The organism is Paenibacillus nasutitermitis, from assembly GCF_014641075.1.
GTDB lineage: Bacteria > Bacillota > Bacilli > Paenibacillales > Paenibacillaceae > Paenibacillus_Z > Paenibacillus_Z nasutitermitis.
This window is the reverse complement of record NZ_BMHP01000008.1, coordinates 138,596-154,385: the sequence shown is the minus strand read 5'-3', so window position 1 is coordinate 154,385 and position 15,790 is coordinate 138,596. Positions and strand designations below refer to the sequence as shown.

General features: G+C 48.8%; 16 protein-coding genes. 12 read left to right on the top strand and 4 right to left on the bottom strand.

Annotated features, from left to right (window positions below; translation table 11 throughout):
- Positions 1 to 59: 59 nt before the first annotated feature.
- On the bottom strand, positions 60 to 926 hold the full coding sequence (gene hflC, locus IEY46_RS31655) for a protease modulator HflC (protein ID WP_188999017.1): 867 nt from the start codon (positions 924 to 926) through the stop codon (positions 60 to 62).
- On the bottom strand, positions 923 to 1,924 hold the full coding sequence (gene hflK / locus IEY46_RS31650; protein ID WP_229750675.1) for an FtsH protease activity modulator HflK: 1,002 nt from the start codon (positions 1,922 to 1,924) through the stop codon (positions 923 to 925). Before hflK ends, hflC begins: the two co-directional genes overlap by 4 nt.
- A 221-nt stretch (positions 1,925 to 2,145) precedes the next feature.
- On the opposite strand from hflK, the gene IEY46_RS31645 reads away from it, so the two are divergent.
- Together IEY46_RS31645 and IEY46_RS31640 are read left to right on the top strand one after the other, a co-directional pair.
- The gene (locus IEY46_RS31645) at positions 2,146 to 3,360 is read left to right on the top strand and encodes an MFS transporter (RefSeq protein ID WP_188999014.1); all 1,215 of its coding nucleotides are present in this window, start codon (positions 2,146 to 2,148) and stop codon (positions 3,358 to 3,360) included.
- A 13-nt stretch (positions 3,361 to 3,373) separates the two neighbouring features.
- Positions 3,374 to 4,213, top strand: a complete 840-nt coding sequence (locus IEY46_RS31640; protein ID WP_188999012.1) for a sulfurtransferase — start codon at positions 3,374 to 3,376, stop codon at positions 4,211 to 4,213.
- A 195-nt stretch (positions 4,214 to 4,408) separates the two neighbouring features.
- Here IEY46_RS31640 and IEY46_RS31635 read toward each other — a convergent pair whose 3' ends face one another.
- Complete coding sequence (locus IEY46_RS31635) at positions 4,409 to 5,047, bottom strand: NADPH-dependent F420 reductase (protein WP_188999009.1); 639 nt, start codon at positions 5,045 to 5,047, stop codon at positions 4,409 to 4,411.
- Positions 5,048 to 5,167: 120 nt separating this feature from the next.
- Here IEY46_RS31635 and IEY46_RS31630 point away from each other — a divergent pair, with 120 nt between their 5' ends.
- A complete protein-coding gene (locus IEY46_RS31630) occupies positions 5,168 to 5,509 on the top strand; it encodes a winged helix-turn-helix transcriptional regulator (RefSeq protein WP_188999007.1) in 342 nt (113 codons plus the stop codon).
- A gap of 1,206 nt (positions 5,510 to 6,715) precedes the next feature.
- Here IEY46_RS31630 and IEY46_RS31625 read toward each other — a convergent pair.
- Positions 6,716 to 7,072 carry a hypothetical protein gene (locus IEY46_RS31625; RefSeq protein WP_229750674.1) on the bottom strand — a complete coding sequence of 119 codons (357 nt, stop codon included), beginning with the start codon at positions 7,070 to 7,072 and terminating at the stop codon, positions 6,716 to 6,718.
- A gap of 204 nt (positions 7,073 to 7,276) precedes the next feature.
- Between IEY46_RS31625 and IEY46_RS31620 the strand changes: the two genes are divergently transcribed.
- The 9 genes from IEY46_RS31620 (at position 7,277) to IEY46_RS31580 (ending at position 15,577) form a co-directional block, all read left to right on the top strand.
- A complete protein-coding gene (locus tag IEY46_RS31620) occupies positions 7,277 to 7,729 on the top strand; it encodes a helix-turn-helix domain-containing protein (protein ID WP_188999001.1) in 453 nt (150 codons plus the stop codon).
- 158 nt (positions 7,730 to 7,887) lie between these two features.
- The gene (locus tag IEY46_RS31615; protein ID WP_188998998.1) at positions 7,888 to 9,333 is read left to right on the top strand and encodes a hypothetical protein; all 1,446 of its coding nucleotides are present in this window, start codon (positions 7,888 to 7,890) and stop codon (positions 9,331 to 9,333) included.
- 128 nt (positions 9,334 to 9,461) lie between these two features.
- Complete coding sequence (locus tag IEY46_RS31610; protein WP_188998996.1) at positions 9,462 to 10,031, top strand: aminoglycoside adenylyltransferase domain-containing protein; 570 nt, start codon at positions 9,462 to 9,464, stop codon at positions 10,029 to 10,031.
- Positions 10,032 to 10,393: 362 nt separating this feature from the next.
- Positions 10,394 to 11,995: a GMC family oxidoreductase gene (locus tag IEY46_RS31605; protein ID WP_188998992.1), complete on the top strand. Its 1,602-nt coding sequence runs from the start codon at positions 10,394 to 10,396 to the stop codon at positions 11,993 to 11,995.
- A 157-nt stretch (positions 11,996 to 12,152) separates the two neighbouring features.
- Positions 12,153 to 12,572, top strand: coding sequence for a DUF1259 domain-containing protein (locus IEY46_RS31600; RefSeq protein WP_188998990.1), 420 nt, complete (start codon positions 12,153 to 12,155; stop codon positions 12,570 to 12,572).
- Positions 12,573 to 12,624: 52 nt separating this feature from the next.
- Entirely contained in the window at positions 12,625 to 13,047 is a 423-nt protein-coding gene (locus tag IEY46_RS31595) for a DUF1259 domain-containing protein (protein ID WP_188998986.1), read from the top strand.
- A gap of 282 nt (positions 13,048 to 13,329) precedes the next feature.
- Positions 13,330 to 13,866: a P-loop nucleotide/nucleoside kinase family protein gene (locus tag IEY46_RS31590; protein WP_308422868.1), complete on the top strand. Its 537-nt coding sequence runs from the start codon at positions 13,330 to 13,332 to the stop codon at positions 13,864 to 13,866.
- A gap of 498 nt (positions 13,867 to 14,364) precedes the next feature.
- Positions 14,365 to 14,976: a TetR/AcrR family transcriptional regulator gene (locus IEY46_RS31585; protein WP_188998983.1), complete on the top strand. Its 612-nt coding sequence runs from the start codon at positions 14,365 to 14,367 to the stop codon at positions 14,974 to 14,976.
- Between the two features lie 7 nt (positions 14,977 to 14,983).
- Positions 14,984 to 15,577, top strand: coding sequence for a GNAT family N-acetyltransferase (locus tag IEY46_RS31580; protein WP_188998980.1), 594 nt, complete (start codon positions 14,984 to 14,986; stop codon positions 15,575 to 15,577).
- The last annotated feature ends 213 nt before the right edge of the window (positions 15,578 to 15,790 follow it).

Below are 15,790 nucleotides of genomic sequence, written 5' to 3'. Positions count from 1 at the left end.
GAAAGAAGCCGTAAACCCAGTTGTATGCTGGATTTACGGCTTGTTTTTTAATTTAAAAATTATTTGCCCAGCAAGATGCGGGTGTAAGGCGAGTCGATCGGCATAAGGATAACCGGCTCGTTCTGAAGGGTGGTTACATAACTTTCTAGGGTGCGGTAGAAGTTGTAAAATTCCGGATCCTTGCCATAGGCTTCATTGTAGATTTTGGCCGCTTCCTGTTCCCCTTGGGCGATGATTTTCTTGGAATCGGCTTCCGCCTGGGCAAGCAGTTCGGTCGCGGTACGATCCGCCTTGGACGTGATTTTGCGCGACTCCTCGTCGCCTTCAGACAGATAACGGGCTGCAATCGACTGCCGGTCCGAGATCATCCGATTGTATACACTCTGTTTGTTTCCTTCCGGCAGGTCGGTCCGCTTGATCCGCACATCGATAATCTCGATTCCGTAATTATCGCGTTTGAGCGCAGTGGAAACGTCTTTCGTAATTTCATCGTTAATATTGCCGCGTTCCGTATTCTCGCTGATAATATTATCGTAATTGATTTCTGAAAGCTTACGGCGGACCGAGTTGTAGACCGCTTCATCGATCCTCTGGATGCCCACTGCCGTAGTTTGGGCCGTCTTCAGGAAGAATTCCGGATTGTCGATGCGCCATACCGTATAATTATCGACGATAATCGGTTTCTTGTCCTTGGTCAGAATCGTAGTGGGATTGCTCTCATAAGTCATCTGATACTTGGGCAATGGCGAGACATTTTCAATAAACGGAATTTTGAAGGCCAGGCCGGGCGATTTCTCCACCCTGACGGCTTCACCGAATTTGAGCACGACCTTGTATTCGCCTTCCTTGACAATGAACATAGAGGTCATACACAGGATGACGACAACTACGACCGCGACCAGACTCAAAATCATTTTTTTACTCATGGCGTTGTCCCTCCCGCAGCTGATCCTGATGGGGTTGCCGATGCGCCGCTGTTGCGCAGAAGCTCATTAATAGGCAGGTATTTCACGGTGTCCCCGCTGGAATCGGAAATGAAAATTTTGGCCTTCGGCAAAATCTTCTCAAGGGTCTCGATGATCAGACGGCTCTGGGTAACCCCGGGATTCTTCTTGTATTCGGTAAAAATGGCGTTAAATTGGGCAACATCGCCTTCGGCGTTCAGAATCCGGGATTTTTTCTTCCCTTCCGCGTTCTCAAGTAAAGCCTGCGCTTCGCCGCGCGCTTTGGGGATTTTGTCATTCTCATATTTGGCAGCGTTGTTAATCTTCGTATTCTTCTCCTCACGGGCATTGGTGACTTCGCGGAAGGCTTCCTCCACCTGGCCGCTTGGCGGTTCAATATCCTGGAATTTAATATCGATGATCTGCATGCCTGTATGGTATTTGCCCTGCAGCTCCAGCAGTCTTTCGCGGACCTTGTCCTGAATCTCGGTCTTTCCATCGGTGATGGCGTAATCGAGCTTCTCGGAGCCAATCACGGAACGGATAGAGGAGCTTGAAGCATTGCGCAGAAATTGTTCGGGATTGTCGATATTATATAAGTATTCGTGAATATTGCTGATTTTCCATTGGACGACAGCATCGGCGGAGACGATATTCTCATCGCCGGTAATCATCATGGCTTCTTCTTCAACCGGTGTAATTTTGTTCCCGTCCTGACGGTAGCCGATATATATGCGCTGTGTCAGCTCCGCGGGTACGACAATGACCTGCTGGATCGGATAAGGCCATTTGAAATGCAGACCGGCCGTCGTTTCTCCGGTATATTTGCCAAAGGTAAGAATGGCGGCTCTTTCCTGCTCCTGCACGGTGTAGAAGCTGGAATATCCAATAATCACGACAAGCAGAATCACGACTCCAATCGCGATCTTCTTAAACAGTCCCGGCGGTAGATCGACCTGGTTTTTCTTTTTGCTTTCCATCCCCACGAGCTCCATAGTAATCACGTACCTCCCTCATATCAGTTTTCTTTATATCTCCTGCTACATTATATACGAGTTACAGGAGGATAGGTCGCATAAATTACCATATCTGCATATTCGTTCAATGGAACCAAACAATCTGTATAGACCCTTCCTTGCCAAATCGCTTGCATGGTATGATAGCAGAGTCATCTTAAGAGAGAAGAGAAGGGAAATATGTTATGTCTCGATTGGTTTTTTTGGGTTGCGTTGCTTATTTGGTTGTAGGTTTGGGACAGCTTGTAATAGGAGCCGTTATGGAGCCTATGGTCCATGCATATGGCATTAACTATGGAGATGGCGGGCAACTGGTCATGCACTCCTTTCTGGGCGGTATGGTAGGCGTGCTGCTTGCGCCGTGGATGATCAGCAAGCTTGGCAAGAAGCCGCTGCTGCTGGTTGCGCTGGGTCTTATCGTTATTGGTGAAACGGTTTATGTATGCCAGCCTCCCTGGGAATGGATGCTGGTTGCGGCGCCTTTTGCAGGTTATGGGCTGGGAACGATGGAGGCGATTGTGAGCGCGTTTATTATTGGAGCGTCTTTGGGCAACGCCAATGTGGCCATGAGCCGGGTTGAAGTGTTCTTCGGAGTTGGCGCGCTGATTATGCCGTTCGCGGGGGCGGCGCTCATTGCCAAAGGGCATTGGATCGCGGCATTCGGTGTTGTGGGCGCAATGGCCGTTATCACGATGATTTTGTGGGTGTTGTTCTGGCCAACCATTCTGGACCGCCCTGCTGTCCAGCATGCCGATGGAGGGGATGGTATTACGCAGAAGCTCAAGCTTTCGCGCATCATAGCAGTCCTTGCCGCATGCTGCACCTTTTTCATTATGTATGTGGGGACGGAGATGAGCTTTGTCCATTACCTGCCTTCGCTGCTGGTCCAAAGCAATGGGCTGACAGACGGAGCGGCTTCACTGTCGTTAAGCGTGTTCTGGGGCGCGATGGTGCTCGGCAGGTTGGTTGCCGGACAACTGGCGGACCGGTGGGGCGGTGCAGCCTATTTGCTGGCCACCTCCTGCATAAGCCTGGTCCTCTTTGTCTTGATGGGCGGGTTCGGCGGGCCGTGGGCGATGTTCCTGTTAACGTTCGGCGCCGGGCTTGCCATGTCGGGGATGTTCGCGATCGCGCTTGTTTTCGCCAACCGCGCGCTTCCTGGCATGACGGAGCGGACGATCAGTCTGCTGATGGCCTGCGGCGGTATCGGCGGGGCGTTCCTGCCCCGGTTTACGGGCTGGTTCCTGGACGAAAATGGGGCGGACGCCACACGCTGGCTGTTCGCCGGATACGCGCTGCTGATGCTGGGTGTCGTCATCTGGGCATTGCTTGTATCCAGACCCGCGAAGCAGCCGGTGCAGAATGCACACAACGCAAGACTTCATTCCACTCATTCGTAAAGGAGCGATTCACATGAAATTTGTCGTTACGGCTGCCTGGCTATTGGAGCATAAGGAAGACAAAAATCTGGTTATCGCGGACTGCCGCTTCCGGCTGGACGATGTTCAAGCGGGAGACATCGCTTATCGCACCGCCCATCTGCCGGGTGCGGTGCGGCTTGATCTGGACCGCGATCTTACGGGCGGGAAGGGCGAGCATGGAGGAAGGCATCCGCTGCCTGACCTTGCAAGGCTTGCCGGGAAACTCGGCGAGCTTGGCATCGGCAGCGGAACGACGGTCGTGGCTTACGATGATCAAGGCGGCGCCATGGCCTCGCGTCTATGGTGGCTGCTCCGCTATGCCGGGCATGAGGGTAAGGCGTATATCCTGGATGGGGGATATACGGGCTGGGAGAAGGCCGGCTATCCGCTGGATTCGGCGGGGCCTGCGCCGATCAAGCGGGATTTTCGCCTGCAGGTCCGGCCGGAGATGACGGCGGACGTGGAAGAGGTGCGCAGCAAGCTGGGCCAGCCGGGCGTAGTGCTGGTCGATTCCCGCGAAGCGCCGCGCTATCGCGGCGAAGCGGAGCCGATTGACCGCAAGGCCGGGCATATCCCCGGCGCGGTCAACCGCTTCTGGGGCGAGGGCCGCGGCACTGATGGCGCGTGGAAGAGCGCGGAAGCGCAGAGCGAACGCTTCGCGGATCTGTCCCGGGACGATGAGATAATCGTCTACTGCGGTTCTGGCGTGACCGCCTGTCCGAATGTGATGGCTCTGGAGGCGGCGGGGTTTACCCGAGTGAAGCTGTATCCGGGGAGCTGGAGCGACTGGATTTCGTACGCGGACAATCCGATTGCGACGGGGGAAGAGTAGGAGCCGAGAAGCCGCGTCGGACGCGGGCTGGAGGGCTGTGACAGGTCGCTGGGAGGCAGGCTGTCACAGCCCTCTTTGACGTTCTTGTTCAACAGCTTGTAAACAAGAGGTTGGAGAAAACAGTTGCAAGAGGCCCGGAACCAGACACGGCGGGTCAGTCGGATCAGTTTGAATTCTCACCCTGAGGAATCTCCATTACTGTCTCAGAAACCCAAATGCAGAATCTGGCGCTTGTAATTGAATTTCGCTAATTACACAAGCAAGCATGATTGATTCTTGCAGACGGCTTTGACCAATGTCACCCAAGTCAACAATCATTGACCAGCCAAGATCTTTAAGAAGCGTTCTAACCCGATCTTTGGACGGGTTATCGTTTCCGGACATAAACATGATCGGAGTGCCATCTTTAAAATACGGATGGATCATGACCTTGTCGCTGATTGTATTGAGTGTCTTAACAACGAGACTTTCCGGCAACAACTCCTGAACGATTGCCCCTGCTGATGTATCTTCAAGTAGTAAGCGTGGTCCGTTTACAAAATGTACCGCATTGCTTACATCAATGACTGTCTTGTTTTTCAGTGAGACAGAATCGATGGTTTCAAGCACATCCTTTAAACAGGACCAGGGTAGCGCTATGATAATAATCTCGCCAAACTGGGCGGCCTCGTTAAATGAAGTTATATCTCCCGACACGCCTACTTCTTGCTTCCAAGGGAAATGCTTCGGACTGTGGGGTTCTCGGCTGCTGATTCGTACCTCATAACCTGCCGTAGCCAATCCTTTTCCCATAACTTTACCTATATTTCCTGCCCCGAGTATTCCAATTTTCATTGCTATCTCCTCCTCGCTATGAACGATTATATATTCTTAAAATGTTGCGAACAATTAGGCACTTTTTAGTATCCAAGCTTTCCATGATAATAATGTATAATATTGAAAAGGGGTGGGAAAATGCCTGTCCAGCTAAATGATTGCCCGGTAGAAGTTGTATTTGCTATCTTAAGCGGAAGATGGAAAATTCCAATATATCGTTATTTATATAAAACTAACGAGCCGGCACGTTATAGTGCTCTGCTACGGCATTTACCGGCTATTTCAAAAAAAATACTGACGGAGCAACTTCGCGAACTTGAGCATGACGGGATAATCGAACGAAATCTATATCCGGATGCTCGTCCGAGAGTGGAATATAGATTAACTTCCTATGGGCTTTCCATGATTGAATTTCTGGATAAAATGAGCGAGTGGGGCGAAAAGTACATCCAGTCGAACAATAGCCATTTTCAGAAATAAATAATCCGATCGCGACGGCGAAAGAGTAAGAGCCAAGAAGCCGCGTTGGACGTGGGGTGGAGGGCTGTGACAGGTTAGTAGTTGGTGACCTGTTGCGGCCCTCTTTGGGCTTTCCGTTCAACAGCTTGCAAACAAGAACAAAAAGAAAGCAGTTGCAACAGGCTCAGAGCCAACCACAGTCCGGCTGTCGGGACAGGTTGTTGTTGAATGGCATCGTGCGCATTGCTTCTGTTCCACCACAAACAGGGGCGGCGCAATCTTCCGTGCGGAGCAAGAGTCCGATTGCCTTCCGGAGCAATTCGCTTGGGTTTCCTTGGCGTTTCCGGTATCCCCAGGTTTGGTGGCATCGGCAGCAGGAACGTGCAGGTTCGGGGGAGTGGACGCGGCAGAACGTTGAATCAGCCACAGCCCAAGGCATCGCCAGCAGGAGTCGTTCGGAGCGCCAAGGTCCAGACAGCCCAGCCGTTCCATTTTGTGGCTGGCTGTAAAGATAAAAAGCATTATTCAGCCACAACCCCGGTAGGGTCAAAAGCGGGGCACTAGCAAAGTAAAAGAGAAGGAGTATATTATTATTCTTTCTCTATTTTTCTTTTGCCCTGTTCTGTCACTTCGCTGTCACCCGCTGTCACCTTCTGTCACCGTCCGGGTGCTACCTTGCCTCACTTGGCCTTTTGTTGGCGTTCCGTTCGGCTTGACCCAACCACAGGGGTATACTTCGCCTTGGCTCAAACCATATTGTTTTTCCAGCCCCGTCGTCCACGGGGTTCTTGCTCTTGAATCGCTCCCAAGCGTAGCCAAGGGAGATCGTTGCACATGAGTGCTGGCATATCCTCCGAGGCATTCCCGCCGCGCTGATCGGAACCCCCATTTATTTATTTTGGAATCGTTCAAGAATAGTGGTTCGTGGGGGGATAAGAAGCTGGAGCGACTGGATTACTTGGCAAGATAACCCGATAGCCACCGGGGATGAAGAACAACCGAGCAAGGCATAGCAGTATGCAGATTTTGAATACATCGCCATGTAGCCCAAGGGCCCGACGATGTATTTTTTTTGCCCCGAAGTCAACACGAAGTCAACGCTTGTCCACTGAAAGTATTTTCAGGAAACGTTGACCTGAGCGCACGCTCGTATGCTTCACACGTGCCCGTGTATACAGAAAAAGCCGGGAATGCACCCTCAAATCCTGTTGCGTTTGGCTGGTGCCGCTAATCCACTTCACGAAGCATTTTTTCAATCGCAGTCATACGGTTTCTTATTTGGGACAGTTCAGCCATCATTTTATCTTGTCCTTCTCTCAAATCTTGCTGGATACGAATTGAGTTTTCAGTAATATTGCGATATTCCTCATTCCGGGCAATGTCAGAAGCATTCGAAATCCTTAGATGTTTGGTTTTAAATCGGGACAACATAAAAAGCCGGATGCGATGACCCGCACGTCCGGTCTGTGAGAGGCCTATGCAATTGCGCATGGGCCTACTCGATTTGGGTTGTCCTGCAAGAGAAGTCAGGAGCAGCCACAGTCCTGCAGTTGGAACAGGTTGCTGTTGGATAGTATCGAACATCTTGTCGGCATCCATCCATCAACATGCGCGCGGCGTACCTTTCGTGCGAAGCAAGAGTCCGACCGCCTTCCGTAGAGGAGATTACTCCAGGGGATATTGATGGCAACCGGGGGTTGCGGGCTCTTGCAACTACAGCGATCTTTACTTTTCGCATGGGGTCAGCGAATAATGGCTTATATATTCCTGAAAGGTTGTTGCTGAAGTATGATTTTTGGAGAGAAGTTAAAGACGGAAAGAAAGAAGAAAGAATGGTCTCAAGAGGAATTGGCAGCGAAGCTTTTTGTTAGTCGACAGTCTGTTTCGAAATGGGAGAATGGCCAGAACTATCCGAGCATTGAAGTCATCATTAACATTAGCGACCTCTTTGGTGTATCGGTTGATGAATTATTGAGAAGCGATGAGGAGTTGACCAAGAAAGTGATAAGAGATAGTAAGAAGTTGGCCTATCCAAGATTAAAATTAATATTCGATGTTTTGTTTTTAGCCGGTGTTGTTCTGCTTGCCATAAAGCTGGGTGTCTTCCTTTTGAACAAATTAACTCCGTTGGACTTTACATTGGTCGGAGGGAAGTTTTTATGGAACTTTGGACCTTTATTTCTAATGATCGTTGCGGGGATTGGTTCCGGTATCCTCAAAGAGAAATTTAAAAAAGACTAACAACTTGATGTTCCGGTTCGGCTTGAGCCAGCCGCAGTGGTATGCCTCGCCTTGGCCCTGACCCAACTGTAGATATTGGATCCCGAACAGGTCACCCCGACAGGCTTGTTCAGACCCAATCAATGATATCGTCAAAGAAAGAAGGATGATTCATTCAGATGAAAAAGACATTTGACATGTTAAAGAAACGAGGGAGATTAAATATCCGTACAGATATGCCGCTGGTGCTGCTGGTGGTAATGGCTGCTATTGCGATTCCTCGTGTGGTCGTAGAAAACATGCAGCCTCTTTCGTTGGAGTCGTCACTGTATAAAGTGCTTTCAATAGGCCCGTTTATAGTATATCTTGCCGTTGCTTTGCTACGGAAGAACAAGCGACCGTTGTATGACTTTATAGTCTTGGGTATGCTGATTGGCCTGTTCGTAGCCATAACCCATCAGATTACCATGGAGATATCTGAGTTTAAGGGCAAATGGAATGACTTTTTCAGTCCGGTATTGGAAGTGATAGTCATTCGCTTCGTGATATTTATAAGGATGCTTGCGACTCACTTCGTAATAGGAATTGTTTTTGGCTTGATCGCCAGCGCTGTTTGCTGGATTCGAGAGAGAGGAACGAAGAATCCACCGGAGGATTCCTCCTCATCGTCAGCACTGCTTCAGCGCCTTGCTCCAGCGCTGGGTTTGCTTTTTCTTGCGCCATGGGTGGGTGAATTTTTACTGGGAGTCAGTCCTCTCAGGAACATCCTCGGGTTTCCGCTGATTCTGCCGCTGTATGGTGGGGGTGCTCTGCTTGTTCGAGAGCTAACCCGGCGTACTGGCCGCGGTTGGCCTACCCTATTTCTTCTGGCTGCGGCATATGGCGTTATTGAGGCGGGTCTCATAGATCAATCACTTTTTAACCCAGCCTTCTTGGGCCTTGAATCTCAAAAAGTTACACCTATTCCCGCCCTGGGTATCAGTGCCTACAATGCAATGGCTTTTGTGATGGGGCATGTCATTTGGAGTATCGGCGTCCCTATAGCCATAGTTGAGATGCTGACGCCTGCCCGAATGACGGCACCCTGGCTAGGTAAAGTGGGTCTGTCTGTAACCGGCGGTTTGTACCTTGTAGGCTGTGCCATCGTATTTAACTTTATATACGCCGATGAAAAATTCTTAGCTTCGCCGGGACAGCTAATAGGTGCTGCCGCTGTGTCGCTCATGTTTATTGCTATCGCCTTTTCCCTTAGAAAGAAAAAGGATCCTGCCGTTCCTTCAGCCCACCCGGTGCCGAAGCCATGGCCTCTTGGTGCGGGTGCGTTTGTAGTAGCAAGTTTATTTTTTATGAAGCCTGAAAGTTGGGCTGGTGTGATTATTGGCATCCTCATCTTGTGTATCGTGTCGCCGCTCGTTGCCCATTGGTCACGGCAGCAGGGGTGGAGCCTGAGGCATCAGTTCGCATTGGTTGCCGGAGCTTTACTTACCTATGCGTGGGGAGGCTTTGTTATGACAACAATGCTATGGCCGGATGACATTCTAGCTTGGATAGGCAATGTGCTCTTTTCGTTGATCGCCATTGTGTTGCTGATTGTGACCTCAAAGCGTATACCCGAGACCCCTTAGGCAATTAAGCCGAACATTCCTTCCAGCCAAGCTCGGATTGCAGGAAGCCGTTGACTCGAGGGAGTGAACGCAGCAGAGGGATAGCCTAACCACAGCTGGTAGGTGATCGGTGGAAGTCAGCCGTTCGCGTGTTGCAGTTGCCATGGACCTATGAATCGCCCCTCTCAAAATGGATGCAAAAAAGCCGCAAAAGGTTGGTGGTATTGAAACACCAAAGATTAAATCCGGTCACATGGTGGATCCTTCAAAGACACGGCATCTGTGTGTATGGCCAGCGCTTGTCCTTCGATTATGAAATATCATCTGAAGCCCTTATCCAATACGTTATTGAAAATATGAATTCCTATTGGGCCGGATGGATTGCCCGATTGGAACAAAACCTACATTCATCGGGTATGACAGAAGATACAGTGCCGGTGGGACAACTGGACTTTGCAGTTGAATGGTGCACGCTCGGCATGCTGCGGCAATTTTATACCATTCGGGAGCATGACGTGACGAGCAAAATCGATGCCGGGGAGTATAGCCTTTCGCAATTGCCCGAACGTTGGCATGGGCTTATCCGCGAGGCAATCGCGATCAAGCGTCGAGAGGATGCAAGACAGTATGCTTCACAATTGAAACGGCTTCAAGACCTAGTCGAGCTGCTGCGCCTGATTCATACAGAGAGCAACGCATTTCTTCAAAAACAAAACTAAGCCTCTTGTTCGTGGGGGGATAAGAAGCTGGTGCGATTGGATTTCGTATAAGGGGAATCCGATTGCAGCCGGAGACGAGTAAGAGCCGAGAGACCGCGTACGGCGCGGGCTTAGGGGCTGTGACAGGTTAGGAGTAAGCGACCTGCTGCGGCCCTTTTTGGGCTTTCCGCTCAACAGCTTGCAAGGTTCCTGCAGCGACATGATCCATCATCGTCCAGCATCGTCATACGCCGATGCTTTTTTTCTACGTTTGCTGCCTCAAGGACCCGCAGAGATGCGAGTCCTATTTTTATTGCTTTTTAAGACAAGCACGAACCGTCTGAGAAAGCAATACGCTACATTAGCCTATTGGAGGTGTTACGGTGGATAAAAAATGGACATTTGATTATATCATTATAGGAACAGGACCGGCTGGGGCGGTAATCGCCAAAATTTTAACGGATGATCACAAGACCTCGGCGCTTCTAATAGAAGCAGGCGAGAATACTGATAAGGATAAGCCAATCAGGGATTCCGCATTTGCACTGGAGTTGGAAGAGCAATTTTTTCCGCAATATTTTTGGCAAGGGGAGGGGGTGCCTCAAGAAGGACTGGATGATCGGATGTTCGAATGGACAACGGGGCGGCTATTAGGCGGAGGATCGTCGATTAATGGAGAACAATACGTACGACCTACATCGGCAGTTTTGAAGCAGTGGGAACGATTGCTCGGTCCCATGTGGTCGCCTAAACGTGCAATCCTTCACTTCAAACAATTGGAGAAATATAACGGCCGGTCAGACAATCGGCGGTTCCGCGGTTATAGAGGGAGAATCGACATCAGGCAAGCACCGAAAAATCCAACGGCCATGTCAAAGAAATTTACGGCGGCTGTTGAGCAAGCTACAGGGTATCCTGAAATTCTCGACTATAATGATCCTCGAACCCCGCTAGGGCCATTTACGCGGTGGCAGCTCTACCAAAATCCGAACGGAACAAGAGAAAATTCGTCCAGCGCTTTTTTATCGTCGGATATTATGCTTCCGAGTGGGCGAGGGGTGAAAGGGCGAAAGCTGCGGGTCTTTTTTAAGACGACCGCACTTCGCGTTCTCTTTACCAATAAACGAGCGAACGGAGTGGAGCTATTAAAGGAAGGTAGGCGAATTAGAGCCTATGCTCGGAAAAAGGTGATTATCTCAGCCGGAATCAACAGCGCACAGCTTCTCATGCTCTCGGGAATCGGGCCAGCGAAAATGCTTCAACAAGCGGGCATACCGGTCGTATTCAATAATCCTCATGTAGGGAAGAAGCTAAGAAACCATACGCTTAATTTTGCCTCCTTCACAACCAACCCCGTAGATGAGGCATTGCCTTCGAATGATTCGAATGCTTTGTATACAGGAGGAGCTTTTTTACCCGATCCCACCGGAAAAGATCCTCACAAGCGGGCGGTTCAACTTGTCGGTATAGCGGCCGACGGAATATTAACGCTGGCGATTATTTTCTTGCGTCCTAAAAGCCGCGGAAGTATTGCTATCCAGAATAAGGATCCCTTAAAAATAGCGCTGGCGGATGAAGGTTTTCTGACTAACCAAGATGATCTGGACGCCGTTAAACATATATACAAAATCTACATTAAGGAGATTGCGGCGCAGCTGGAGGCTATCGATCCTTCCTATCGGCTGGTTTCTCCTACATTGGATGTGATTAACGACGATTCGCAATTGGAGGCGTTCATTAAGCAAAATTTCGACCATAACCATCACCAACAAGGATCGTTACGTATGGCTCCTTTAAACCACGGGGGAGTTGTTGATCGACGAGGCAGCGTCCATGGGGTAAGAGATCTGATTGTTGCGGACGCCTCCATTATTCCATTTACGGTCGACGGCAACACCTCGGCAGCGGCTTTTCTGATCGGTTATACCATTGCCCGGCAAATCAAGAAACGAAATCATAATCTCTACAAGGAAAACGAGGAATAACCGGTAGACTGAACAACGCCAAAGAGAAGAGCTCGAGTCTGGAGCCCTTCTTTTTTTATGTGTGTTAAAGCTTTTTTTTTCAATATTAGTGATCTGTCCAATACGCTTATCCACATTGATCATAAGCTATTCAGAAAGTGAGTAAAGGAGGATTCATATGGCAGAAAATGTGAAGGTAAGCCCGCGATTTAGAAGGCTGTGTATCCAATTTGGAAATATCCTGGGTGGCGAATCGGAAATCGATGCAGGCCCGGTTTGTTTTGTCACGCGGATGACGAATTTAACGGAGACAATCTTGGGTAGAAGAACGCGCTCGCCCTTGGTTCAAATGCAAATGTTCTCGTTTGAATCGCTCGATAAGGCTGGTCGCGCACTTTGCTTGGGTGAAACTGCCGTCCATCAAAATCAGGTTAATCGACTGATGTCGAATCTCCGTAGACGCGGGATTAAAGTCACTGCGCTTCACAATCACTGGTTAAAAGAAAATCCTCGATTAATGTATATGCATTGGGAAGCCATTATGAATCCTGTTGTGTTCGCCAGAAGAACGAAAGATTCTATTAAATTCTTGGGTTAAGGGTTGAGATATGAAGTTGTATGTATAAGAAAGTACGAAAGGATGATCTCTTATGGCGGGGCAAGTGAAAGCAAGTCCACATTTTATAAGACTATGCAACCAATTTTCATCTATTTTAGGCGGAACAGAGCATGAAATTACCAAAGGACCGGTGTGTTTTGTTACTAGAAACAGGGTAATAAACGCCTCTATCTTAGGAAGGCGTACCACATCTCCTTTGGTCCGTTATCAATTGTTCTCATTTGAATCGCTGAACAGTTCGGGACGCGCACTCTGTCTAGGGGAAACGGCACTTTTCCAAAACCAGGCCAATCGATTGCTGTCAAACCTTCGTAAAAACGGGATTACAGTAACGGCGCTCCATAATCACTGGTTGTTCGAGAATCCGCGTCTGATGTATATTCACTGGGAGTCGATTGATAATCCCATCGCATTTGCAAGGAAAGTAAAACGATCTATCGCTTTCTTGGGTTAATAATAAGCACTTTTCGGATTGCAACAGGAGAATAGTAAGAGCCAATAAGCCGCGCCGGACGCGGGTTTAGGGGCTGTGACAGGTTAGGAGTAAGTGACCTGTTGCGGCCCTTTTTGGGCTTTCCGTTCAACAGCTTGCAAACAGGGAGTCGGGGGAAAGTGGTTGCAGGAACCCCGGTGCAGCCGTAGTCCGGTGGTCGGGACTGGATCTACTGCAAGTGCTTAACTATAATGGATGTACTTTCATTTCAGTGAGTCAAAGATATAAAGGAGATGATGTATTGTGCTGAATGAAAAGTTTGTTATCGAAAATTTGGTGCAGCAAAAGCGTAAGAGCGTGGCACCCGTCGTTGTGATGATGTGCGGCGTAGCGGGGTCGGGTAAAACAACCTTTGCTCAAAAGCTGGAGAAAGAGGGATTCGTCCGGCTCTCGATAGATGAGGATATTTGGGCCACACACGGCCGTTTTGGAGTGGATTATCCGGAGCAGAATTATGAGTCCTATAAAGAAGAATCGGAAATAAAGCTGCGTGGCGTGCTGGTTAATCTGATTCAGACTAAACACCCTGTCGTCATCGATTTCAGCTTTTGGCAGTGTCAAAGACGAAACGAATACAAGCAACTGATCGAGCGGCATGGCGGCGTGTGGAAATTGATTTACTTAAAGGTTCAGCGGGATGAATTGCGTCGGAGGCTTCTCATCCGGAGTGAACGTTTTGACGCCAATGCGGCGTTTCCAATCACAGAAGACACCCTTACCCGGTTTTTAAGTGGTTTTGAGACTCCTATCGGAGAAGGGGAAATGGTGATCAAAGCATAGATTCAGCCACAAGCATGGGCGCTTGCTTGGCTTCTTTTGCTTGCTCCTGGATTATTATTCAGCCACTCCCCTGCAAGGCATCATGCGCTTGTTAATAATTCGACCAACTTCTCCGCTGCCTCTTGTTAAAGGGACGGGAAAAGGTGTGAGTAGCGGTCTAACTAGAAATACGGGCTGAGAGGGAAACCATTTCGAGTCTGTACGACTAACCCGTGATCGTTGTACTCAGTACCGTTCTTTTCTGCCTTCTTCCGGTCTTCCTCCAACACAAGGCGATGCTTCTTGAGCGCCTCCACGATTTGCTGTGACGTGAACTCCTAAAACTGCATCAATTCCTCATCCGTCGAATTATAAAACCTAAGAGTCCAAACGGTCAAGGAACTTTCAAAATACTTGAAGAAACACCGCTGCAGTCGCGCTAATGGAATGGAGTATTGTTATTCCGATTTATATTTATTATAATGAGTAAAAACTCACTCAAAGAAAGGGGCAAATCGTTTGCCGCGTAGCAAGGAGCAGTTTGAAGAAATGCGCAATGCCACCAGGGAAAAAATCCATTCAGCTGCGATGGAGTTATTTGTTCATCAAGGTTTCGGTTCGACGAATGTTCAAGATATCGCGGATACAGCTGGCATTAGTATTGGGCTGCTATATCGTCATTACAAGACAAAGGATCAATTATTTCACGAAATGGTTGCCTACGCAGTTGAAGGATTGAAACGTAATATTAACTTCTTTGAATCTGATCAATCCCCTAAAAAGGTAATTGAACAGTTTGTCGACGAAGTCTACACCGACATGATGAAAGGAGAGGAACTGGCCAATTTGCTGATCCTTATCAATCAATCGCTATTAGCAGGCACTGCTACAGCCTCTAAACAAAATGAAGAGATACTCCGGGTCAATGCTGGACTTCTTGATGCTACGGCGCAACTCATTCGTAAGGGTCAGCAGCTTGGAGAATTCCGCTCGGGTGATGCGCATGAGATGGCAGTCTTTTTTTACGCTGCGGTTCAAGGATTGGCTGAGATGAAGGTGCTGCTAAAGAACAACTTTATCATGCCCTCACCATCTGTCCTCACCGCATTTCTATTTAAGGAAGGGGAGTGACCATGCTATGCTTAACGTGGTAAGAGCTGATCAAGCTGAGTTTGATGTGAGGCTAGGGATATCTGAAATATTCGCAGAGGGATTCACACAGTGGCTTGGGTTTTTCTCCAAGGATCCGAAGAAGATTGCTGCAGCGTTCGCTCATATGTTCGTTCTGGATCAATTTTATGTGGCTTTATACAAGGGACAAGTGATCGGAATGGCTGCCTGCACGGATGGAACCTCACTCTCGGTTAAACTTGATAAAAAGGAGCTTCGCAAACATTTAGGCTTTTATAAAGGAAGTCTTGCTAGTATTTTCCTGAAAAAAGAATTTGAATCCCCCTTTGTTAATCCTTCACCGGGTGTAGGCTCCATCGAATTTGTAGGGACAGCTGCCGAATTCAGGGGGCAAGGTGTTGCTTCACAATTGATTCGTCATATCCTTGAGCATACACCTTATGAGGTTTACTTGATTGAAGAAGTCGCCGATACCAATATGCCAGCCATGAAACTCTATTATAAATTAGGTTTTGAAGAATACAAACGCAGGCAAATACCGATTAAACGGGCAAAGAAAATCGGGATCAATCACCTTGTATCGTTGAGGTACACGAAATAATGCGGATTAGAATGGTACTGGATTGCAAACAACCTGCCTGCAACCATTCAACAACTTGCAACACCCCTATCCGTCCACAACCCAGCCCCAGCGCGTTCCACCTTTCTAATTTTCACAAATAACTCCATTAAGTTAGCCACACCACATAAAAAATACGAGCTCAATTCACTAAGAGATAAAGATCATTCAGTTGCGACGGTTTACAAACAATGT